We start from the raw sequence: 21,056 nt of genomic DNA, 5'->3' as shown, positions 1-21,056 counted from the left end.
TGCAGGATCTTGCCGAGGGAAAGAAGAACGCCGGGATTCCCCCTTGTCGGGCAATGTGCCGCGCACCCATGATCGGCATGTCTTGAGAAGGAGTGAGAGGCTTGAGAAAATTGGTTTTTCTGACCGCCGCCGTTATCGTTGCCGCGGTTGCAGGGCTGGCACAGGCGGATGAGCGCCGGATTGCCGTCACCGGAACCGGCCAGGTCGAGGCCGCGCCGGACATGGCGGTCATCACGCTGGGCGTGACCGAGCAGGCGCCCCAGGCGCAGGAGGCGATGCGCGCGAACTCGGAGGCCGTGGCGCGGGTTCTGGAGCGGCTGGCCGACATGGGCGTGGAATCACGCGACGTTCAGACCCGCGACCTGAGCCTGTCGCCGGTCTGGTCCAACCGCCGCGCCAACCAGGAGGCGCCGCCGGAGATCACCGGATATGTCGCCTCGAACCGAGTCGTCGTGCGGGTGCGCGAGCTGAGCGCGTTGGGCAGGATCCTCGATGCCGCGATCACGGATGGCGCCAATGATTTCAATGGCCTGCAGTTCTCTGTTGCCGAGCCGAAACCGCTGACGGATGCCGCGCGGGCCAAGGCCGTTGCCGACGCGGTCGACAAGGCCGGGCAATTGGCCGCGGCGGCCGGCGTGACGCTGGGTCCGGTCGTCTCGATCACCGAGGGCGGCGGCGGGCCGCGCCCCGTGCCGCGCATGGCCGAGATGGCGATGGCCGATTCCGGTGCCGTGCCAGTGGCCGCGGGCGAGGTGTCGGTCTCGGTCTCGGTGTCGATGGTGTTCGAAATCGCCGAGTGAGGCAACAGGGGGCGGGCCTTTCCGGCCCGCCCGCGCGGGTTCAGGCCGTGGCCTTGGCCAGCGCCTGGTTCAGATCGGCGATCAGGTCCTTGGGATCCTCGATCCCGATTGAGAACCGCACCACGTCCGGCGCCGCCCCGGCGGCGATCTGCTGTTCCTCGGTCAGCTGCCGGTGCGTGGTCGAGGCCGAGTGAATGACCAGCGACCGCGTGTCGCCCAGGTTCGCCACGTGGCTGAAGATCTCCAGCGAATCCACCAGCTTGATGCAGGCGTCATAGCCGCCCTTGAGCGTGACGGTGAACAGCCCGCCGGCGCCCTTGGGGCAGATCCGCTGCGCCTTTTCGTGGCTCGGCGAGGAGGGCAGGCCGGCAAATGTCACCGCCGCCACCGCATCGTGGGTTTCAAGCCACTGGGCGATCTCCATTGCATTCTCGCAATGCCGCTGCATCCTGAGGCTCAGCGTCTCGATCCCCATCAGCGTGTAATGCGCCGCCTGCGGGTTCAGCGTCATCCCCAGGTCGCGCAGCCCGATGGCGATGCCGTGGAAGGTGAAGGCCAGCGGGCCGAAGGTTTCGTGGAACTTCAGCCCGTGATAGGCCGGCTCCGGCTCGCTGAGCGAGGGGAACTTGCCGCTGGCCGACCAGTCGAAATTGCCCGAATCCACCACGCAACCGCCGGTCACGGTGCCGTTGCCGGTCAGGTACTTGGTCATGGAATGCACGACCAGCGTCGCGCCGTGGTCGATCGGGCGGCAGAGATAGGGCGTGGCCGAGGTGTTGTCGACGATCAGCGGCAGCCCGGCGTCATTGGCGACCTTGGCCGCCGCATCCAGGTCGGTGACATAGCCGCCCGGATTGGCGATGGATTCGCAGAAGATCGCGCGGGTGTCGTCGTCGATGGCCCCGGCGACGGCCTCCATGTCGTCGAAATCGACGAACCGGGCCGACCAGCCGAAGCGCTTGATGGTCTGGCTGAACTGGGTGATCGAACCACCGTAGAGCCGGGTCGAGACCACCACGTTGCGGCCCGGTCCCATCAGCGGGAACAGCGCCATGATCTGCGCCGCATGGCCCGAGGAACAGCAGACCGCGCCGACGCCGCCCTCGAGCGTGGCGATGCGCTCCTGCAGCACGGCCACGGTGGGGTTGGTCAGGCGCGAATAGATGAACCCGACCTCCTGCAGGTTGAACAGCGCCGCGGCGTGGTCGGCATCCCGGAACACATAGGCGGTGGTCTGGTAGATCGGCGTCTGCCGCGCGCCGGTCGCGGGGTCGGGGCGGCTGCCCGCGTGGATCTGCAGCGTGTCGAAGCCGTGGGCCATGTTGTCTCTCCCTTGGGGTAACGGTTCGACGCCAAGGTTTAGGGCATCCGCAGGCTTGCCACAACTGCGACGGCGAGCGGCGCGGGCTCAGCGCAGCCAGAGACCCGCGGACTTGATGCGGTTGCGGATCGCCTGTTCGCGGCGGGGCAGGTTCGCCTGGTCGAACAGCGCGCGCACCCGCTCGCCCTTGCGCTGCAACACCAGTTTGCGGATCGGCTCGTATTGCTTGAGCACCTTCTTGATCCAGTTCGGCGCGGCCACCGTCTCCAGCATCTCGACCACGCGGTCGTCCTCGCGCGCGTAGAGCAGCGGAAACAGGCGGTAGTGGCAGCTGACATCGCCGTCCAGCGCCTGCGCGGGCAGGGGGTCTCGGCCGCCGCCGAAGGAATGGATCACCAGCGGCAGGGCCACCTGGTCGAGCCAAGGGTCGAGGTTCTGGCAGATCAGTTCCGCCGGCGGGTCGTCGCGGATCTCGCGAGCGTAGTCCAGGAAGCGGTGCCCGAAGGCACGGGGGCAACGGTAGAAGAACCAGCCGGCGTTGAAATAGAGGTAGCGCGCCCAGTATTCGTCGGGCTGGTCCAGGTCCAGCGAGCTTTCGAATTCCAGCCCGAACCGGTCGTAGAGAGATTTCCAGATCTGCGCGTATCCCGGCCCGTAAAGCGTGGGTTCCGGCCAGGTGCCCTCGCGCTTGAGCGATGCGGTGGGACGGTCGAAATCGAAAGGCACTCGCGCGATGTCGCCGGTGATCAGCGTGTCGGTGTCGAAGAACACGAAGGGCTCGCCCTCGGGCAGGGCCAGAAGCGCCTCGATCTTGTTGCCCTGGGGATAGTCCGCGCCGAACACCGTGTTGTCGAAGGGCACGATCTCGGCCCCCAGCCGGTCGAGCGCGGCCAGCAGCTCGGTATTGCGGATCGACGGGTCCGACGGCCAGAGCGGGCCGGGCTGCGGCACCGCGACCAGCAGGCGCCCGGCAAAGTCGGGCGCGGCATGGCGCAGCGAGGCGGCGAACAGCAGCGCCTCGTATTGCAGGCGGTTGTTCTGGCCCACGATCACGATGTTGAAAGGGTGGGGGCGTGCCCGTTTCGCTGCCATTTTCCGTCCCGGCCGCATCGTTTTTGCTGCGGCGACTGCCGTTTGCGGGCACTATAGGCACAGGGGCCTGTGCACGAAAACCCCGATTTCGGCGCGGAATTTCGATGGAGGCATTGCGATGTTGGATTTCTTTCTTGTCATGGTGGCGGCAGCCAGCGCGGCGGCAGGCTCATCGGGTGGGCCGGCCGCCCCGCAGGCGGCCGCCGCGCCGCCGGCCTTTCTGGCGCCGGAGGAGGCGCCCGCACCGCCTGCGTTCCTGGCCCCCGCGCCGCAGCTGGTGGCCGAGCCGCAGGTGCCCAGCGGCAAGTTCACCACCGCGACCGAGGTGCGCCCGATCCTGGCGGCCACCCGTGCAAACTGGATCGCCGTGCGCGAATATGACGGGCAGGACCTGCTCTATGTGACGCAACTCTGGTCGTGGCGCTGCGGGCTGGTGCAGATGCGCATCGGCGTCAACGGCGCCCCGCCCGAGCCCTGGCCCCTGCCGCCCTGCCGCGAGGACCAGCCGGCGCCCAACATGATCCTCGAGGAGGACGGCCTGCCGTTCCGCAGCTACGCGCCGGGCTCGGTGGCCGTTGTTGACGTGATCTTAACCTTCGACGACTTGAGTGAGGAGCAGGCCCGGTTCGAACGTCAGGCGGTGCTCATGCCCTGACGACGACCGGCCGAGGCAGACACGCAGGCGGACCGCAACCCCAGGAGAGGGAGGCGTGTGAATGACCGCCGACAAAGACCCCGAACCGGTCATGCGTCCGGTCGCCGTGATTGCCCTGACCGTTCTGGCGGCGCTGTTCGTGCCGTGGTTCAGCGGCGCGGCAGATCGCGCGGGCGGTGCGCTGCCGGTTCCGGCTGAAGAGGCGAATTTACCGCGAATCTCGCGGGTTACACCGCCACGCTTGTCCGGCCGGACCGCGCTCCCGCCGCCCGCCCTCGTGCCGCAGGAGCTTCGGCCGGTGGTCCTCGGGCGGATCGCCGAGGGCGCGATGTTCCGGTTCTGAGACTAGATCAACGCGGTGCTGAGGGCGGGGAAATAGCTGAGCAGGATCAGCACCACCGACACCGCCAGCAGGAACGGCCAGAGCGCGCCGAAGATCTGGAACGGGCGCACGCCCGACATGGCCGAGGCGATGTAGAGGCCCACACCCACGGGCGGCGTCAGCAGGCCGAGCACGAGGTTGAGGCTGATGACCACGCCGAACTGGAACGGGCTGATGTCGTAGCTGTTCATCGCGATGGGCAGCAGGATCGGCGTGACCAGGATCAGCGCGGCGATCCCGTCGATCAGCATCCCCACCACCAGCAGGCACAGGTTGACGATCAGCAGGAACAGGAACGGGTTTTCGGTAAGCGTGGTGATGAAGGCCGCCAGCTTCTGCGGCAACTCCTCGTAGACCACGACCCAGCCGAACACGTTGGCCGCGGCGATCATGAAGATCACCAGCGAGGAATTGGTGGCGGTGCGCACGAAGAGCTTGCCCAGCTGGCCGGGCCGGATCTCGCGATAGATGCCCCAGCCCACGGCAAACGCGATCAGCGAGGCGACTGCGGCGCTTTCGGTTGGGGTGGCGATACCGAAGATGATGCCGCCGACGATGGCCACGGGGATCAGCACCGCCGGCAGGGCATCACGCAAGGCCAGCGCCGCCGCGCCCAGGGTCATCCATTCGCCCTTGGGGAAGTTCTGCGTGAAGCCCACCAGCGCGATCACCACGAAAAACGCCACCGACAGGATCAGGCCCGGGATGATGCCGGCGATGAACATGTCCCCGATTGGCAATTGCGCCAGCACCCCGTAGATCACGAACAGCATCGAGGGCGGGATCACCGGCGCCAGCAACCCGCCCGCGGCGGTGGTGGCGGCGGCGAAACCGGGGTCATAGCCTTCCTTGACCATCGCGGGCACCATCGCCCGGCTCATCACCGCGATCTGGCTGGCGGCCGAGCCGATGATGGCGGCCATGAACATGTTTGCCAGCAGGTTGATATAGGCCAGCCCGCCACGGAATCCGCCGACAAAAACGCGGGCGGCGCGCACCAGCCGCTGGGTCATGCCGCCCTCGTTCATCAGCTCTCCGGTCAGGATGAAGAGCGGGATGGCCAGCAGGCCGTAATTTTCAATTCCTGCAAAGACTTGCTGGGCAAAGCTGTCGTAAAGTACGATGTTGCCGCTTTCCTGCACATACCACATCGCGGTCAGCGCCAGCACCAGCGCGATGGGCACCGAGGCGAACATCAGGACAAGAAAGACCAGAGGGGTCATGCGTCGCCCTCGGACCGGGGCGTGGCCTCGGGGTGCAGCAGGTTGGCCGCCGAATGCAGCAGCGCGCCCAGGGTGAAGAGCGGCATCACCAGCCAGACCCAGACCTTGGGCAGGCCCAGCGTGTTGGTCGGCTCGGCATAGATGAAGTTGAAAGTCTGGCCCTGGAACGCCTTCACGTCCCAGCCGGTCTGCATCAGCTGCAGCGGCATGAACCAGCGCAGGCAGATCCACACCATCAGGCAGGCGAAGACGAAGGCGGTCAGATCGACGAACCGGTCGAGCCAGCGGCAGGCGTGATGGGGCAGGATCTCCTTGACCACTGTGACGGCGATGGCGCTGCGGAAATGCAGCGCGGCCGAGGCGGCGAGGACGGTCATCCAGACCATCGCATAGATCGCCGCCTCGTCGACCCAGTAGATCGCGTTGCCGGCCGCGCGTGTGACCACGTTGAGCAGGATCAGACCGGTGACCGACGCCGCCAGCGTCGCGGCGGCGGTGATCTCCACCCGTGCCCAGATTGAGGATGCCCGATACAGCATGCGATGGCCTTCATGCGAAACGGGCCGGGCGGAACCCGGCCCGTTCTTGCCCCGTTGCCGGGCTTACTTGGTGGCCTCGGCCGCGGCCCGCAAGTCGGGCAGCGACGGCGCCTTCTCGGACCAGATGGCTTCCCATTCGGTGATGGCATCGCCGAAGAAGTCCGGGCCCGCCTCCTTGGTGGTCTTGCCGACGCCCATCAGGTTCTCGGTCCAGACCGGCTCCTTCTCGGTATAGGTGTCGAGCGTGCTGTCCACGTGCTTGGCCATCAGCTCGGTGATCAGCGCCTTGTCCTCGTCCGAGAGACTGCCATAGACCCGCGCCGAGATCAGGCCGACCATCGGGAACATCATGTGGTTGGAGAACAGGATCGTGTCGGCGTGCTCGTAGTATTTCAGCACGTCGATCAGCTCGACATCCATGTCGATGGCGTCCACCTGGCCGTTGGCCAGCGCGTCATAGACCGCCGGCAGCGGCATCGGCGTGGGCGCGGCACCCAGCGCGTTGTAGAAATCGAGGATCGGGTCGAAGGGCGTGATCCGCAGCTTGAGACCGCTCAGGTCCTCGGCCGAGTTGATCTCGCCCCGGCTGACGATCTGGCGCAGGCCGGCGCTGCCATAGCCCACGCCCACGACGCCCGCCTCCTGCGGCAGCACCTCGAGCATGCCGCGCGCGGTGTCCGAGCGCAGAATACGCGCGGCGTGGCCGATGTCGTCGGCCAGGTAGGGGGCATAGAAGGCGCCCATGTTGGGCACCCGGTTGGACACCTCGGCCACGGTCATGAAGGCCATGTCCAGCGCGCCGGTCTGCAATTGCTGCAGCATCTGCGCCTCGTTGCCCAGCTGGCGCGCCGGGAACACCGACACGCTGTGTTCGCCGCCCGATTTCTCGGCCAGTTCTGCGCCAAAGGCCTCGGCGGCCTTGGTCCAGACATGCGGCGGCGGGGTGATCAGCCCCAGCCGGAATTCCTTGGCCGCAGCCGGCAGCGCGGCCAGCATCACGGCGGCACAGGCGGCCCCGCGGGCCAGCCCCTTGAAGGTGATGGTCATGTCATACTCCCCTGAACAGAATCATTGTTTTTTGGCAGTTTAGGCGAGGATCAGAGATTTACCCAACCCTCTGGCGGTTCCTTGCCCGGATGGACCTCTCGGCAGTCGGGACAGGTGCGCGCCGCCTCGTCGGCATAGAAGGCCTGGTAGACGGGCGGCAGGTCGCGCACGATGCTCTCCAGGATCAGTTCGGCCCGGTGCACGCGGGTGCCGCAGTTGAAGCAATACCACTCGATCGCGTCATGCGCGCCCTCGGGGCGCTTGGGTTCGATCACCAGCCCGATGGAGCCTTCCTGCGGGCGCTGGGGCGAGTGGCGCATATGCGGCGGCAGCAGGAAGATGTCGCCCTCGCGGATCGGCACGTCATAGAATTCGTCGCCGTCATAGAGCTTGAGCAGCATGTCGCCCTGCAGCTGGTAGAAGAATTCCTCGACCGGGTCGTCGTGATAGTCGGTGCGCTTGTTGGGCCCGCCGACCACCGTCACCATCAGGTCCGCATCCTCCCAGATCTGCTGGTTGCCCACGGGCGGTTTCAGCAGATGCCTGTGCTCGTCGATCCATTTCTGGAAGTTGAAGGCCGCAAGACGTCCCATGATGTCCTCCCCGATTGTCCCGGGTCAGGGTCGCGCCCGGCAGGTCGCTGCGGCAAGTCGATTATGCGGATTCAGGTATAAAAAATCCGGATACCTGCGCGATTGGCCATCAGGGAATCCGTTTTCACTCGGCCAGTGTCGGTCTGCCGGGCCAGACAACAGTTTGAAAACAGGGGCATACCGTGGCGCGGGGCCTTCTGCAATCGGGGCGGAAAAAACCTGTCCGGTGCCAAATTTTACCAATTGATAAAAAATCCAGTTGTGGCAGTCTGGGTGGCAAGAACGAACATATCTACAGGGAGTAGAGACATGGCACAGGGCCAGACGGCCCCTGGCATCGTTGCCGGGCGGCTCTCCAGCGAAGACCTGACCGCGAATTTCGGCGACCTGCATCCCGCCTATGCCCCGCATGAGGCGGCGGTGGCGGCGGATCGCTGCTATTTCTGCCACGACGCGCCCTGCGTGACGGCGTGTCCCACCGATATCGACATCCCCTTGTTCATCCGGCAGATCCAGGCGGGCAATCCCGAGGGCGCGGCCGAGACGATCCTAAACCAGAACATCCTGGGCGGCATGTGCGCCCGGGTCTGCCCGACCGAGACGCTGTGCGAGGAGGTCTGCGTGCGTGAGGTGGCCGAGGGCAAGCCGGTCGAGATCGGACGGCTGCAACGCTATGCCACCGACACGCTGATGGCGCAGGACATCCACCCATTCACCCGCGCGGCCCCAACCGGCAAGCGCGTGGCCGTGGTGGGGGCGGGGCCGGCGGGTCTGGCCTGTGCGCACCGGCTGGCCATGCTCGGGCATGACGTGGTGATCCACGAGGCCAAGCCAAAGCCCGGCGGCCTCAACGAGTTCGGCATCGCCGCCTACAAGACGACCGAGGATTTCGCCGCGCGCGAGGTCGACTGGTTAATGAAGATCGGCGGCATCACGATGGAATCCGGTCGTGCTCTGGGCGACGGGCTGACCCTGGAGGCGCTGAAGGCCGAATATGACGCGGTGTTCCTGTCCATCGGTCTGGCCGGGGTCAATGCGCTGACGGTCGACGGGGATGACAGGGACGGTGTGCGCGACGCCGTGGATTTCATCGCCGAACTGCGGCAGGCCGAGGATCTGTCCAGCCTGCCGGTCGGGCGCAACGTGGTGGTGATCGGTGGCGGCATGACCGCCATCGACGCCGCCGTGCAGTCCAAGCTGCTGGGCGCCGAGAACGTGACCGTGGCCTATCGCCGGTCGCGCGACGAGATGGGCGCCAGCCGGTTCGAACAGGACCTTGCCGCCTCGAAAGGCGTGAAGGTGATGTTCAACCTCCGGCCGGTCGCGGTGCATGGCAAGGGCGCGGCGGCCCAGGTCGAACTGGAATACACGCGCAGCGAGGGTGGCCGCCTGACCGGCACCGGCGAGACGCTGCGCCTGCCCGCCGACCAGGTGTTCCGGGCCATCGGCCAGAGCCTGCAGGGCGCGCCGGATGCGTTGGCACTCGACGGCCGCAAGATCGCCGTCGACGACCGCGGCCGCACATCGTTGCCCGGCGTCTGGGCCGGGGGCGATTGCGCCGCCGGCGGCGAGGACCTGACCGTGACCGCGGTGGCCGAGGGGCGCGATGCGGCGATGGACATCCACGATGCCCTGTCCGGTGATTGACGCGCGGCTACCGGCGAAACCTGTTACACTGGCCTCTCACGCAGTGCAGGAGGCCGGACGGATGAGCCTGGAAAAGAACGTGGCCGCCCATTACACGACGGACGATCTGCTGGACCGGATCCGTGAGGGGTTGCGCCGGGCCGGGGCCGATCCGGACCGGCCCGGGCCCGAGGACCTCAAGGGGGTGGACGAGTTCCACACCGGCGGCGTCCTGGCCACCGATGACCTGCTGGACCAGCTGCCGATCGGGCCGCGCACGCGGGTTCTGGATATCGGCTGCGGTCTGGGCGGCACGGCGCGCCACATCGCGGCCCGCACCGGCGCGCAGGTCATCGGTGTCGATCTGACACCGCATTTCATCGAGGTCGGCAAGGAACTGACCCGCATGGTCGGGCTGGACGACAAGGTCACCTTGATGCGCGGCAGCGCGCTGGACCTGCCGCTGGTCGAGGACACCGTGGACGTGGCGACGATGTTCCATGTCGGCATGAACCTGCCCGACAAGCAAAAGCTGTTCTCCGAGGTGAACCGCGTGCTGGCGCCGGGCGGGATCTTTGCCCTGTTCGACGTCATGCGCGCGGGCGGGGATGGCGATCTGACCTTTCCCTTCCCCTGGGCCGAGACCGCCGAGACCTCGTTTGTCGCGCCGGCGATGGACTATGTCGAGGCCGGCGAGGAGGTGGGATTCATCTTCAAGTCGATCCGCAACCGGGGCGATTTCGCGCTGGAATTCTTCCGCGAGATTGCCGCCCGCGTCGAGGCGGCCGGCGGCCCGCCGCCGCTGGGCCTGCATCTGCTGATGCCCGACACCGCGACCGAGAAGCAGGGGAACTACGTCGCCTGCGTGAAGGCCGAGCTGATCGCCCCCTTCGAACTGATTTTTCGCAAGCCTGTCTGAAAGGAGCCGATGAAATGGCCGATCTGACGACCGAATTTCTTGGCATCACCACGCCCAACCCGTTCTGGCTGGCCTCGGCGCCGCCCACGGACAAGGAATACAACGTGCGCCGCGCCTTCGAGGCCGGATGGGGCGGGGTGGTCTGGAAGACGCTGGGCGCCGAGGGCCCGCCGGTGGTGAACGTGAACGGCCCGCGCTATGGCGCGATCTACGGCGCCGACCGGCGGCTGCTGGGGCTGAACAATATCGAGCTGATCACCGACCGGCCGCTGGAGGTGAACCTGGAGGAAATGGCGCGCGTGAAGGCGGATTACCCCGACCGGGCGCTGATCGCCTCGATCATGGTGCCCTGCGAGGAAGGCGCGTGGAAGGCGATCCTGCCGCGCGTGGCCGAGACCGGCGCCGACGGGATCGAGCTGAATTTCGGCTGCCCGCACGGCATGTCCGAGCGCGGCATGGGATCTGCGGTCGGCCAGGTGCCGGAATATATCGAGATGGTCACCCGCTGGTGCAAGAAATACTATGACCGCCCGGTGATCGTGAAGCTGACGCCCAATATCGCCGATATCCGCAAGCCGGCAACGGCGGCGAAGAATGGCGGCGCCGATGCGGTCAGCCTGATCAACACGATCAACTCGATCACAAACGTGAACCTGGACACGATGAGCCCCGAGCCCTCGATCGACGGCAAGGGCAGTCATGGCGGCTATTGCGGGCCGGCGGTCAAGCCGATCGCGCTCAGCATGGTGTCCGAGATCGCGCGCAATCCCGACACCCACCTCCTGCCAATCAGCGGTATCGGCGGTGTGACCACCTGGCGCGACGCGGCCGAGTTCATGGCGCTGGGCTGCGGCAACGTGCAGGTCTGCACCGCCGCGATGACCTACGGGTTCCGCATCGTCGAGGAACTGGCGACCGGGCTGAGCCAGTGGATGGATGAGAAGGGATATGCCAGCACGCGCGAGGTCGTCGGCCGCGCGGTACCCAATGTCACCGACTGGCAGTATCTCAATCTCAACTATGTCGCCAAGGCGAAGATCGACCAGGACCAGTGCATCAAGTGCGGCCGCTGCTACGCCGCCTGCGAGGACACCAGCCACCAGGCGATCTCGATGTCGCCCGACCGGGTGTTCGAGGTGATCGACGAGGAATGCGTGGCCTGCAACCTGTGCGTGGATGTCTGCCCGGTCGAGGGCTGCATCTCGATGGTGCCGATGCAGCCCGGCGAGGTGGACCCGAGGACCGGCAAGGTGGTAGAGGCGGGATATGCCAACTGGACCACGCATCCCAACAACCCGGCGGCCAAGGCGGCCGAATAGGCCGGACGCGCCTGCGGCGCGTGCCTCCGGCGGGGATATTTCAGGCAAGAGGAAGTACGGGCGCGTAGAGCTGTCCGCCGTCCTGTCGGTGTCCGGGTGATCCGGCAACTGCTTCCCGTAAGCGCGCTGCTGCTGGGCTCGGCCCTGCTGCTGTTCGCGGGCGGGATGAACAGCCTGATCCTGCCGATCCGCGGCACCGCGGAAGGGTTCAGCGCGGCGTCGCTGGGGCTCTTGGGCACCGGTTGGGCGCTGGGCTATGTCGCGGGCTGCATCCTGACCCCGCCGCTGGTGGGCAAGGTGGGCCATATCCGCGCCTTCAGCGTGATGTCGGCATTTGCCGCCGTGGCGATGCTGCTGTCGCTGCTGATCCTGTCGCCCTATGCCTGGATCCCGCTCAGGGCGCTGTCGGGCTTCTGTTTCGCCGGCGCGGCGATGATCGTGGAAAGCTGGTTGAGCGAACGCGCCGACCCGAGCTCGCGCGGGCGGATCTTCGGCCTCTACACGATGGTCAACCTGATCGCCTCGACCGCCGGGCAGCTGGTGCTGACCCTGGGGGATGCGACCGGCATCCTGTTCTTCATCCTGCCGGCGATCTTCTATTGCCTGGCGCTGGTGCCGACGGCGATGTCCACCACGGCGATGCCCAAGCCGCTGGTCAATGTGCGCCTGGATCTGCGCGCGCTGTGGCGCAACTCGCCGGTGGCTGTGTTCGGCGTGTTCTGCGTCGGCATCTCAAACAGCGCCTTCGGCACGCTGGCCGCGGTCTATGCCGACCGGGTGGGCCTGGCGGTGACCTCGGTGGCGCTTTTCGCCAGCCTGCCGGTGCTGGCGGGCGCGGTGTCGCAGATCCCCATCGGTTGGCTGTCGGACCGCATGGACCGGCGCGTCGTGCTGGTCGGGGTGGTCGCCGCGGCGCTGGCGGTGGACCTGGTCTTCATCTTCCTGCGCCCCGAGGCGCTGGGCCTGAACCTGATCCTGTCGGCATCCTTCGGCGCGGCGATCTTCGCCATGTATCCGATCATCGTCGCCCATGCCAATGACCATGCCGCCGAGGGCATGGCGATCCAGGTCAGCGGCGGGTTGCTGATGGTCTACGGTCTGGGCTCGATCGCGGGGCCGACGCTGGCCGGGGTCGGCATGGGGATGCTGGGCGGTGCGGGGCTGTTCCTGACCTCGGCCGGGGCGCATCTGCTGCTGATCGCCTTCGCCATCCTGCGCATCGCGCAGCGCGCACCGGTGGAAGACGCCGACAAGGGCGTGTTCGTCCCGGCCCCGGCGGCCCGCGCCTCGACGCCGGAGACCGCCGCGCTGGCCGTGGGCGAGGATGACGCGCCGGCCGAAGAGGAACGGTGATCAGCCCGGGGGGTGCAGCAGCCGCCGGTAGAGCGTGTCGATGAACGCCTCGGCCCCGTCGAACGGATCCTCCTCGCCCAGCACGGCGCGGACCTGGGTGTCGAAATCGGCATAGTGCTGGGTCAGCGCCCAGATCGAGAAGATCAGGTGATAGGGGTGGACCGGGGCGATCCGCCCGGCCGCCATCCAGCCCCGCAGCAGCGTCACCTTGTCATCGACCAGCGCCTTGAGATCCTGCGACAGCGCCGCGTGGATGCGCGGCGCGCCCTGCACGATCTCGTTGGCGAAGAGCCGGCTCTCGCGGGGAAAGTCGCGGCTCATCTGCAGCTTGCGGCGGATATAGGCCAGGATCTCCTCGAGCGGGTCTCCGTCCTCGTCCAGCGCGCGCAGCGGGTCGAGCCAGGTGTCGAGCAGCGCCTCGAGCAGCGCGTTGTGCATCGCCTCCTTGGACGGGAAGTAGTAGAGCAGGTTGGGCTTGCTCAGCCCGGCCTCGGCGGCGATCTGGTCCACCGTCGCCCCGCGGAACCCTTGCGCCGAGAACACGTTCAGCGCGGCCTCCAGGATGGCGGCGCGGTTCTTCTTCTGGATCCGGGTCGGCGCGGGATCGGTCGGCATGCGCGGCGGTGCCTGGTTTTCGGCCCGTTATCCGGAAATCAGGGCCGGTTGCGCGGGCAGGGGCTGCAATTTCTTGACTGGTGGTCTTGCCGTGATAGCGTGACTTTGACCAGTTGGTCAAATCATTCCAGAACGCGGACCAACCGCGACAAACCGACAGGGGAGAATCATGGCGGCTCCGGCGCAGAATCTCAGGATCAACGGCGAACGGCTGTGGGACAGCCTGATGGAAATGGCCAAGATCGGCCCCGGCGTGGCGGGCGGAAACAACCGCCAGACGGTGACCGACGAGGATGGCGAGGGACGCGCCTTGTTCCAGCGCTGGTGCGAGGAGGCGGGCTGTTCCATGGGGCTGGACCAGATGGGCAACATGTTCGCCCGGCGCGAAGGCACCGACCCGGACGCGTTGCCGGTCTATGTGGGCAGCCATCTCGACACCCAGCCCACGGGGGGCAAATATGACGGCGTGCTGGGCGTGCTGGGCGGGCTGGAGATCATCCGCACGCTCAACGACCTGGGGATCAAGACCAAGCATCCCATCGTGGTGACCAACTGGACCAACGAGGAGGGCACGCGGTTTGCCCCGGCGATGCTGTCCTCGGGCGTCTTCGCGGGGATGCACACGCAGGACTGGGCCTATGCGCGCGAGGATGCCGAGGGCAAGAGTTTCGGCGACGAGCTGCAGCGCATCGGCTGGCGCGGCGAGGAAGAGGTCGGCGCGCGCAAGATGCACGCCTTCTTCGAACTGCATATCGAACAGGGCCCGATCCTCGAGGCCGAGGGCAAGGATATCGGCGTTGTCACCCACGGCCAAGGGCTGAGCTGGACGCAGGTGACGGTGACCGGCAAGGAGAGCCATACCGGCTCGACCCCCATGCCGATGCGCAAGAATGCCGGGCTGGCGATGGCGCGGATCCTGGAGAAGGTCGACGAAATCGCCTGGTCGCACAAGCCGCACGCGGTGGGCGCGGCGGGGCATATCGACGTCTATCCCAACTCGCGCAACGTGATCCCCGGCAAGGCGGTGTTCACGGTCGATTTCCGCTCGCCCGACCTGAGCGTGATTCAGGACATGGAGGCGCGGCTGCGGACCGAGGCCCAGGCGATCGTGGGTGACATGGGGCTGGAGGTGGAGTTCGAGAAGGTCGGCGGCTTCGACCCCGTGGAGTTCGACGCAGGCTGCGTGGCCGCGGTGCGCAGCGCGGCCGAGCGGCTGGGCTATTCCCATCGCGACCTGATCTCGGGCGCCGGGCATGACGCCTGCTGGATCAACCGCGTGGCACCTACCGCGATGGTGATGTGCCCCTGTGTCGACGGGCTGTCACATAACGAGGCCGAGGAGATCAGCCCCGACTGGGCGCGGGCCGGCGCGGATGTGCTGTTCCACGCAGTGGTCGAGACGGCGGAGATCGTGGAGTGAGCGCGACGCCCGGCCGCCACGTCCCGGGCTTGACCCGGGACCTCCTGGCCCGAGGCACCGGGTCAGGCCCGGTGCGGGTTTCACCACCCGTTAACCGCCATGCGCGAGTGTCGGGCGATGCCGCATTTTGTCTATATCATGGCCTCGCGCCCGGCCGGCGCGCTCTATACCGGGCGCACACGCGACCTGCGTCGCAGGGTCGAGGCGCATCGTGCCGGGTTTTCAAATCACACCGCGAAATACAAGATCCGTACGCTGGTCTGGTTCGAGGGGCTGGACGATTTCGAAGCATCTCTCGCCCGCGAGCGCCAGATCAAGCGATGGCGGCGCGATTGGAAGATCGCGTTGATCACCCGGTCCAACCCGGACTGGAAAGACATGACAGCCCACGTCCCCGACTGAGCCGGCGAGAGGTCCCGGCTCAGGGCCGGGACGGGCACAGACAGGGAGACTAGGGCATGAGCACCATCATCAAGAACGGAACCGTTGTCACCGCCGACCTGACCTACAAGGCGGATGTGAAGGTCGAGAACGGGGTGATCACCGAAATCGGACCCGACCTCAAAGGCGGTGAGGAACTGGACGCGACCGGCTGCTACGTGATGCCCGGCGGGATCGACCCGCATACGCATCTGGAGATGCCCTTCATGGGCACCTATTCCAGCGACGATTTCGAATCCGGCACCCGTGCGGCGCTGGCCGGGGGCACCACGATGGTGGTCGATTTCGCGCTGCCCAGCCCCGGCGAAAGCCTGCTGGACGCGCTGAAGCGCTGGGACAACAAGTCGACCCGGGCCAATTGCGACTACTCCTTCCACATGGCGGTGACCTGGTGGGGCGAGCAGGTGTTCGACGACATCAAGACCGTGATCGAGACCCGCGGCATCAACACGTTCAAGCATTTCATGGCCTACAAGGGCGCGTTGATGGTCAATGACGACGAGCTCTACGCCTCGTTCCAGCGCCTGGCCGAGCTGGGCGGAATCGCGATGGTGCATGCCGAGAACGGCGATGTCGTGGCAGAACTCAGCGCCAAGCTGCTGGCCCAGGGCAATACCGGCCCCGAGGCGCATGCCTATTCCCGCCCGCCCCAGGTCGAGGGCGAGGCCACCAACCGCGCCATCATGATCGCCGACATGGCCGGCGTGCCGCTCTACGTGGTGCACACGTCCTGCGAGGAAAGCCACGAGGCGATCCGCCGTGCGCGGATGCAGGGCAAGCGGGTCTGGGGCGAGCCGCTGATCCAGCACCTGACGCTGGACGAAAGCGAGTATTTCAACAAGGACTGGGACCATGCCGCGCGCCGCGTGATGAGCCCGCCCTTCCGCAACAAGCAGCACCAGGACAGCCTGTGGGCCGGGTTGCAATCGGGCAGCCTGTCGGTGGTGGCGACCGATCACTGCGCCTTCACCACCGAGCAGAAGCGCTATGGCGTGGGCGATTTCACCAAGATCCCCAACGGCACCGGCGGCCTGGAGGACCGGATGCCGATGCTGTGGACCCACGGGGTCGAGACCGGGCGGTTGACGCCGAACGAGTTCGTCGCGATCACGTCAACGAACATCGCCAAGATCCTGAATTGCTATCCGAAAAAGGGCGCCGTTCTGGTGGGCGCCGATGCCGATCTGGTGGTCTGGGATCCTGAGCGGCGCAAGACGATCTCGGCCAAGACGCAGCAATCGGCGATCGACTACAACGTGTTCGAGGGCAAGGAGGTCCAGGGCCTGCCGCGCTTTACCCTGACCCGCGGCCAGGTCGCGGTGAACGATGGCGAGATCCGCACCGAGGAGGGGCATGGCAAGTTCGTGCCGCGCGAGGCGAACATGGTGGTCAACAAGGCCCTGTCGACCTGGAAGGAGCTGACCGCGCCCCGCCCGGTGGAGCGCAGCGGCATTCCGGCCACCGGGGTCTGATCGGTGCCGGCGGGGCTGAGCAGTGGAGAGGAAAAGGCCATGCGCCTGGCCGCCGAGGCGGCCATCGCCTATCGGCTGGGCGTGCCCGACCGCCCGGTTCCGCCGGCCTGCGACCTCGATACTGCCGTTGCCCGGTTCCGCACACCGCTGGCCGAGGCGGGCATCCCGGCGGCGGAGGTGATCGAGACCCTGGTCCACGAGACCGATGACGGTCTGAACCAGATGACCTCGCCCGGGTTCTACGGCTATGTCCTGGGCGGCTCGCATCCGGTGGGCGTGGCCGCGGACATGCTGGTCTCGGCCTGGGGGCAGAACGCCGGCTCTTCGGCCGAGACGCCCGCCGTCACCGGCCTGGAACGCGCGGTCTGCGACTGGGTCATCGACCTGTTGGGCCTGCCGCCCGAGAGCGGCGCCGGCATCACCACCGGCGCCACGGTCGGCAACACCGCGGCCATTTTGGCCGCCCGCAACGCGCTCTGCGCGCGCGCCGGATGGGATGTCGAGGCGCGCGGCCTGTTCGGCGCACCCGGGATCGCCGTGATCATGGGCGCCGATGCCCATTCAGCGCCAAGCGCCGCGCTCAGATATGCCGGCTTCGGGACCGAGCGCACATTGCTGGCCGATACCGACGACCAGGGCCGGATCCGGCCCGAGAGTTTCGAACGCTGCCTGGCGTCGGTCGACGGCCCGGTCCTGGTGGTGCTGCAGGCCGGACAGATCAACAGCGGCGCGTCCGACCCGTTTGCCGAGCTGATCCCGATGGCCCGGGCGCGGGACGCCTGGGTGCATGTGGACGGCGCCTTTGGCCTGTGGCTGGCCGCGGTGCCGGAGCTGGCACCGAGGCTTGCCGGCGTGCAGGAGGCGGACAGCTGGGCCGTCGACCTGCACAAATGGCTCAACGCGCCCTTCGATGCGGGCATGGCCATCGTCCGCGACCGGACCGCGCTGGTGGCGTCGATGTCGGCGCGGGGCGCCTACCTTCCGGATCTGACCGGCCATTGGGAGCCCACGGACAGCGTTCCGGAACTCTCGCGTCGGGCGCGCGGCGTGCCGAGCTATGCCATCCTGCGCCACCTGGGGCGCGCCGGCGTCCGCGAGATGGTCGCTCGCCACTGCGCCCTTGCCAAAGGAATCGCGGCTGAGATCTCGGACCTGCCGGGGCTGTCGGTTCTCAACGAGGTCGCGTCGAACCAGGTCGCGATCCGCTGCGGCGAGGACGCCGAGGGCGACGCGCAGACCCGCGAGGTTCTGCGCCAGGTGCAGCGCAGGGGGCGGGTGTACCCCTCGCACGGCACGTGGCAGGGTCGCGACATCATCCGGGTCTCGGTGATCGGATACGCCACGCAAAAGGCACATGCGGATCTGCTGGTCTCGGAAATCGCCGAGGCCTGGCAAATCGTCAGGGGGGGAAATTGAACGAAACGATCATCGACGCGCAGGGGCTGGACCTGACATTCCAGACCAATGACGGCCCGGTCCACGCGCTCAAGGACGTGAGCCTGACCATCGGCAAGGGCGATTTTGTCAGCTTCATCGGCCCGTCGGGCTGTGGCAAGACGACCTTCCTGCGCTGCATCGCAGGGCTCGAGACGCCGACCGGCGGCAGCCTGTCGGTCAATGGCATGACGCCGGACGAGGCGCGGCGCAAGCGGGCCTATGGCTATGTCTTCCAGGCGGCGGGACTCTACCCGTGGCGCACCATCGCAAAGAACGTCAAGCTGCCACTCGAGATCATGGGGTTTTCCCGCGAGGAGCAGGAGCGCCGCGCCGACCGGGTGCTGGAGCTTGTCGACCTCAAGGGGTTCGGGGCCAAGTATCCCTGGCAATTGTCGGGCGGCATGCAGCAGCGGGCCAGCATCGCCCGCGCGCTGGCCTTCGATGCCGGCATCCTGTTGATGGACGAACCGTTCGGCGCGCTGGACGAGATCGTGCGCGACCATCTCAACGAGCAGCTCCTGGCGCTTTGGGCGCGGACCGAAAAGACCATCGGGTTCGTCACCCATTCCATCCCCGAGGCGGTCTATCTCAGCACCCGCATCGTGGTGATGAGTCCGCGGCCGGGTCGCATTACCGACGTGATCGAAAGCCCGCTGCCGAAGGAACGGCCGCTGGACATCCGCGATACGCCGGAATTCCTCGATGTCGCCCACCGTGTGCGCGAAGGGCTGAGGGCGGGGCATGCCTATGACGGTTGAACGGATGACTGCGGCCCGGGCCAGGGCGGATCGGATCCGCCCCGCCCGGGTGCCGCCCCGCGGTTCGGGTGAGGACGCGGGCTCCCCTTTCACCGTTCACGGTCATCGGCTCTCCAGCCTGTACCGTGGGACCAGAAAAGCCCATAAACCTTTCATCGTTCTTAAAATACTCAAACGCGCGCCGGTGAATTCCGTGTCGCCGATCGAGTATTTGCGGAACAGTGAAATCAGGGAGGGTCGGGCATGAGGGCGGCCCTTCCGGTTCTGACCGTGCTCGCGGCCATCCTGCTGCTGTGGTACCTGGCGGTGGCGCCGATGAACATTCGAGGTGCGCTCGACTTGGCCGAACGTTCCGGCCGGGCGGTGACGCCCGAGACCCCGTTGGCACGGCAGGACGTGTCGGTTTGGCGGCTGATGGCGCAGAACCCGGGCCAGATTGCGGCGGCCTATGAATTGGACCGGCCACGTCTGCCCACGCCGCAGCAGGTCGGGGGCGAGCTTTGGAAGACCACGGGCGAGATGGCGCTGCGGGGGCGGGCGATGTCGAAACGCTCGCTGATCTACCACGCCGCGGTGACCCTGCGCTCGACCTTGTGGGGCTTTGTGCTGGGCACCGCGCTCGGCATCCTGGGCGCGGTCGCCATCGTCTATTCCCGGGTCGTGGACATGAGCCTGATGCCCTGGGCGATCATCAGCCAGACCATTCCCATCGTCGCCCTGGCGCCGATGATCATCGTGCTGAGCTCGCAGCTGGGGATCGAGGGGCGCGGCGTGCCGAAGGCGATCATCGCCGCCTATCTGTGCTATTTCCCGGTCCTGGTCGGCATGGTCAAGGGGCTGCGCGCCCCGGCGCCGTCACAGCTGGACCTGCTGCAGACCTACAGCGCAAGCGGGTTGCAGGTGTTCCTGAAGCTGCGGTTGCCGTCCTCGGTGCCGTATCTGTTCACCTCGCTCAAGATCGGCATCGCGGCGTCTCTGGTAGGCACGATCGTGGGCGAGCTGCCGACCGGCGCGATCTCGGGGCTTGGCGCGCGGATCCTGATCGGTGACCAGTTCGGCACGCCGCTGGCGATATGGGCGGCGCTTCTGGCCGCGGCGCTTATGGCGGGGGCGCTGGTGACGCTGCTGGACCTGTTGCAGCGGATCACGCTGAAACGCATGGGGATGCAGGCATGATGTGGCTGATCTTTGCATTGGCATTCTGGGCCGGGGCCTGGGCGCTGAACGCCGCCCTGGCGCGGTCGCGCTGGCGCGACACCCGCGTTGTGCGCATCGCGGTGCCGGTGCTGTTCGGCGTGACCCTCCTGGTGCTGTGGGAGGGCATGGTGCGCGGCCTGGGCGTCTCGCCGGTTATCCTGCCGGCGCCCTCGGTCGTGGCGCAGACCTTCGCGGCCTCGACCGAGACCCTGTGGGAGGATTTCCGCCAGACCGTGCTGAAGGGCGCGCTGACCGGATTCGCCATCGGAGCCAGCGCCGCGCTGCTCACCTCGGTCGCCATCGACCGGTCGGCCTTCCTGACCCGGGGCCTGCTGCCCATCGGAAATTTCGTGGCCGCGCTGCCCATCATCGGCATCGCGCCGATCCTGGTCAGCTGGTTCGGCTTCGACTGGCAGTCGAAGGCCGCGGTCGTCGTCGTCATGGTGTTCTTCCCGATCCTGGTGAACACGGTGCAGGGCCTGCGCGAGACCGACGCGATGCAGCGCGACCTGATGCGCACCTATGCGGCCGGCTACTGGCACACGCTGCTGAAGCTGCGCCTGCCGGCGGCGATGCCCTTCATCTTCAACGGTCTGAAGATCGCCACGACGCTGGCGCTGATCGGTGCCATCGTGGCGGAATATTTCGGCTCGCCCACCCGCGGCATGGGCTTTCGCATTTCGACCGGGGTGGGTAGCCTGTCCATCGACCTGGTCTGGGCCGAGATCGCGGTGGCCGCTCTGGCGGGCACGGCGTTCTACTCTCTCGTGGCGCTGGCCGAACGGGCGGTGACATTCTGGCATCCCTCTCAACGCAGGAGATAACGCGCAACCACAAGCAAGACCCC

The 21,056-nt window shown here is 67.0% G+C and carries 21 protein-coding genes; 14 read left to right on the top strand and 7 right to left on the bottom strand.

The window, feature by feature from the left end:
* Positions 1 to 92 precede the first annotated feature (92 nt).
* Positions 93 to 800, top strand: coding sequence for an SIMPL domain-containing protein (locus BMX57_RS09880; RefSeq protein WP_308419737.1), 708 nt, complete (start codon positions 93 to 95; stop codon positions 798 to 800).
* A gap of 40 nt (positions 801 to 840) precedes the next feature.
* Here BMX57_RS09880 and BMX57_RS09875 read toward each other — a convergent pair whose 3' ends face one another.
* Together BMX57_RS09875 and BMX57_RS09870 are read right to left on the bottom strand one after the other, a co-directional pair.
* Positions 841 to 2,121, bottom strand: a complete 1,281-nt coding sequence (locus BMX57_RS09875; RefSeq protein ID WP_092365927.1) for an O-acetylhomoserine aminocarboxypropyltransferase/cysteine synthase family protein — start codon at positions 2,119 to 2,121, stop codon at positions 841 to 843.
* Positions 2,122 to 2,208: 87 nt separating this feature from the next.
* Positions 2,209 to 3,213, bottom strand: a complete 1,005-nt coding sequence (locus tag BMX57_RS09870; protein ID WP_092365924.1) for a hypothetical protein — start codon at positions 3,211 to 3,213, stop codon at positions 2,209 to 2,211.
* A 118-nt stretch (positions 3,214 to 3,331) separates the two neighbouring features.
* Here BMX57_RS09870 and BMX57_RS09865 point away from each other — a divergent pair, with 118 nt between their 5' ends.
* Positions 3,332 to 3,868, top strand: coding sequence for a hypothetical protein (locus BMX57_RS09865; RefSeq protein WP_092365922.1), 537 nt, complete (start codon positions 3,332 to 3,334; stop codon positions 3,866 to 3,868).
* 61 nt (positions 3,869 to 3,929) lie between these two features.
* On the top strand, positions 3,930 to 4,211 hold the full coding sequence (locus BMX57_RS09860; protein WP_092365919.1) for a hypothetical protein: 282 nt from the start codon (positions 3,930 to 3,932) through the stop codon (positions 4,209 to 4,211).
* Between the two features lie 2 nt (positions 4,212 to 4,213).
* On the opposite strand, the gene BMX57_RS09855 is transcribed toward BMX57_RS09860, so the two are convergent.
* From BMX57_RS09855 to BMX57_RS09840, 4 genes are all read right to left on the bottom strand, one after another.
* Positions 4,214 to 5,473: a TRAP transporter large permease gene (locus BMX57_RS09855; RefSeq protein WP_092365916.1), complete on the bottom strand. Its 1,260-nt coding sequence runs from the start codon at positions 5,471 to 5,473 to the stop codon at positions 4,214 to 4,216.
* Entirely contained in the window at positions 5,470 to 6,012 is a 543-nt protein-coding gene (locus BMX57_RS09850; protein ID WP_092365913.1) for a TRAP transporter small permease, read from the bottom strand. Before BMX57_RS09850 ends, BMX57_RS09855 begins: the two co-directional genes overlap by 4 nt.
* Before the next feature lie 63 nt (positions 6,013 to 6,075).
* Positions 6,076 to 7,059: a TRAP transporter substrate-binding protein gene (locus BMX57_RS09845; RefSeq protein WP_092365910.1), complete on the bottom strand. Its 984-nt coding sequence runs from the start codon at positions 7,057 to 7,059 to the stop codon at positions 6,076 to 6,078.
* A gap of 50 nt (positions 7,060 to 7,109) precedes the next feature.
* Entirely contained in the window at positions 7,110 to 7,652 is a 543-nt protein-coding gene (locus BMX57_RS09840) for a 3-hydroxyanthranilate 3,4-dioxygenase (RefSeq protein ID WP_092365907.1), read from the bottom strand.
* A gap of 309 nt (positions 7,653 to 7,961) precedes the next feature.
* On the opposite strand from BMX57_RS09840, the gene BMX57_RS09835 reads away from it, so the two are divergent.
* The 4 genes from BMX57_RS09835 to BMX57_RS09820 all read left to right on the top strand — a co-directional run bounded on the left by BMX57_RS09835 (position 7,962) and on the right by BMX57_RS09820 (position 12,869).
* The gene (locus tag BMX57_RS09835) at positions 7,962 to 9,299 is read left to right on the top strand and encodes an NAD(P)-dependent oxidoreductase (protein ID WP_092365905.1); all 1,338 of its coding nucleotides are present in this window, start codon (positions 7,962 to 7,964) and stop codon (positions 9,297 to 9,299) included.
* 61 nt (positions 9,300 to 9,360) lie between these two features.
* A complete protein-coding gene (locus tag BMX57_RS09830) occupies positions 9,361 to 10,197 on the top strand; it encodes a class I SAM-dependent methyltransferase (RefSeq protein WP_177175428.1) in 837 nt (278 codons plus the stop codon).
* A gap of 14 nt (positions 10,198 to 10,211) precedes the next feature.
* Positions 10,212 to 11,516: an NAD-dependent dihydropyrimidine dehydrogenase subunit PreA gene (gene preA / locus BMX57_RS09825; protein ID WP_092365899.1), complete on the top strand. Its 1,305-nt coding sequence runs from the start codon at positions 10,212 to 10,214 to the stop codon at positions 11,514 to 11,516.
* A 96-nt stretch (positions 11,517 to 11,612) separates the two neighbouring features.
* Positions 11,613 to 12,869 carry an MFS transporter gene (locus tag BMX57_RS09820; RefSeq protein ID WP_177175427.1) on the top strand — a complete coding sequence of 419 codons (1,257 nt, stop codon included), beginning with the start codon at positions 11,613 to 11,615 and terminating at the stop codon, positions 12,867 to 12,869.
* Here BMX57_RS09820 and BMX57_RS09815 read toward each other — a convergent pair whose 3' ends face one another.
* A complete protein-coding gene (locus BMX57_RS09815) occupies positions 12,870 to 13,484 on the bottom strand; it encodes a TetR family transcriptional regulator C-terminal domain-containing protein (protein WP_092365896.1) in 615 nt (204 codons plus the stop codon). It abuts the gene before it with no gap.
* Positions 13,485 to 13,653: 169 nt separating this feature from the next.
* Between BMX57_RS09815 and BMX57_RS09810 the strand changes: the two genes are divergently transcribed.
* The 7 genes from BMX57_RS09810 (at position 13,654) to BMX57_RS09780 (ending at position 21,033) form a co-directional block, all read left to right on the top strand.
* Positions 13,654 to 14,904, top strand: a complete 1,251-nt coding sequence (locus tag BMX57_RS09810; RefSeq protein ID WP_092365894.1) for a Zn-dependent hydrolase — start codon at positions 13,654 to 13,656, stop codon at positions 14,902 to 14,904.
* 117 nt (positions 14,905 to 15,021) lie between these two features.
* Entirely contained in the window at positions 15,022 to 15,306 is a 285-nt protein-coding gene (locus tag BMX57_RS09805) for a GIY-YIG nuclease family protein (protein WP_092365891.1), read from the top strand.
* A 56-nt stretch (positions 15,307 to 15,362) separates the two neighbouring features.
* Positions 15,363 to 16,817, top strand: coding sequence for a dihydropyrimidinase (hydA, locus tag BMX57_RS09800; protein WP_092365888.1), 1,455 nt, complete (start codon positions 15,363 to 15,365; stop codon positions 16,815 to 16,817).
* 39 nt (positions 16,818 to 16,856) lie between these two features.
* A complete protein-coding gene (locus BMX57_RS09795) occupies positions 16,857 to 18,233 on the top strand; it encodes a pyridoxal phosphate-dependent decarboxylase family protein (RefSeq protein ID WP_092365885.1) in 1,377 nt (458 codons plus the stop codon).
* Positions 18,230 to 19,012, top strand: coding sequence for an ABC transporter ATP-binding protein (locus BMX57_RS09790; protein ID WP_092365882.1), 783 nt, complete (start codon positions 18,230 to 18,232; stop codon positions 19,010 to 19,012). The genes BMX57_RS09795 and BMX57_RS09790 overlap by 4 nt, the downstream gene beginning before the upstream one ends.
* A gap of 243 nt (positions 19,013 to 19,255) precedes the next feature.
* Positions 19,256 to 20,188, top strand: a complete 933-nt coding sequence (locus BMX57_RS09785) for an ABC transporter permease (protein ID WP_092365879.1) — start codon at positions 19,256 to 19,258, stop codon at positions 20,186 to 20,188.
* Positions 20,185 to 21,033 carry an ABC transporter permease gene (locus BMX57_RS09780; RefSeq protein ID WP_092365876.1) on the top strand — a complete coding sequence of 283 codons (849 nt, stop codon included), beginning with the start codon at positions 20,185 to 20,187 and terminating at the stop codon, positions 21,031 to 21,033. Before BMX57_RS09785 ends, BMX57_RS09780 begins: the two co-directional genes overlap by 4 nt.
* Positions 21,034 to 21,056 lie beyond the last annotated feature (23 nt).

It is taken from the genome of Cribrihabitans marinus, from assembly GCF_900109035.1.
Lineage (GTDB): Bacteria > Pseudomonadota > Alphaproteobacteria > Rhodobacterales > Rhodobacteraceae > Cribrihabitans > Cribrihabitans marinus.
This window is presented reverse-complemented; position numbering and strand designations above follow the sequence as displayed.